Origin of the sequence: Cryobacterium sp. TMT3-29-2 (assembly GCF_004564305.1) — a bacterium.
GTDB classification, from domain to species: Bacteria; Actinomycetota; Actinomycetes; order Actinomycetales; family Microbacteriaceae; genus Cryobacterium; species Cryobacterium sinapicolor.
On sequence record NZ_SOGK01000021.1, the window covers coordinates 1 to 1002 of the forward strand.

The 1002-nt window shown below is 64.7% G+C and carries 1 protein-coding gene; it reads left to right on the forward strand.

Annotation, left to right across the window (positions count from 1 at the left end; translation table 11 throughout):
- A partial coding sequence (locus tag E3O67_RS02880) for a DDE-type integrase/transposase/recombinase (protein ID WP_135101805.1) occupies positions 1 to 972 on the forward strand: 972 nt, incomplete at its 5' end.
- Positions 973 to 1002: the final 30 nt, after the last annotated feature.

The following is a 1002-nucleotide window of genomic DNA, read 5'->3' on the forward strand; positions in this document are numbered from 1 at the left end:
CAACGCAAAGCCTTGGGAATCGCCGGCATCGCACGCTCGACCTGGCAGTACCGGCGAAATCCCCGGGCGCGGGTGCTCGAGCCGGTCGCGCAGAAAGACCGTGCTTACCTGTCTCGGATCCCCACCGTCGATCGGGCCGTGATCGCCAAGAAGATCACGGCCGGCTGGGCCGGCGGGCACTCCGTGGATCACACGTTCGCGTCCACCTGGGACCGAGGTGTGATGCTCGCCGCGCGCCGGTCGTGGTGGCGTATCGCAGCCGATATCGAAGACCAGAGCGCCCGCCCCGTGGTGCCCACGGGGCGCGGGTCCCGAACACCGCGCGAGAAGCCGGTGCTGATCGCGACCGGGCCTGGCCAGGTTTGGAGTTGGGACATCACTGATCTGCGCTCTCCCTGGCGAGGCAAAGCGTTCAAGGCTTACTCAATCATCGATATCTACTCCCGCAAGATCGTCGGCTGGCGGGTCGAGGAGCGCGAGAGCGACCACCTCGCCGTGGAGATGTTCCAGGCTGCGTTCCGCCAGCACGGCACCCCACGCTTCGTTCACGCGGACTCCGGCCCCGCGATGCGGTCGGGCGCTCTGGCCGAGCTCCTCGAGAAGCACGACGTCACTAAAACCCACAACCGGCCTTACGTTTCCAACGACAACCCGTTCTCTGAGTCCGAGTTCCGCACGATGAAATACCGCCCCAATTACCCCGGAACATTCGAGACTCTGGAGGACGCTCGCGGCCATCTGGACGAGTATGTGCCCTGGTACAACGCGACCCACAGGCACTCCGGCATTGCGTTGTTCACGCCCCAGCAAGTCCACGATGGCTCCTGGCGGCGCGCCCACGGCATCCGTGACCACGCCCTGCAGCACTACCACCAGCAACACCCGGAACGATTCCGTGAACGACCAACAACACCCGCACCAGCCAGCCTCGTCGGGATCAATCACCTCGCCGACGAAACCGCCACAAACTAACCCAAGTGACTCCAGTCAGCTTGACATCGC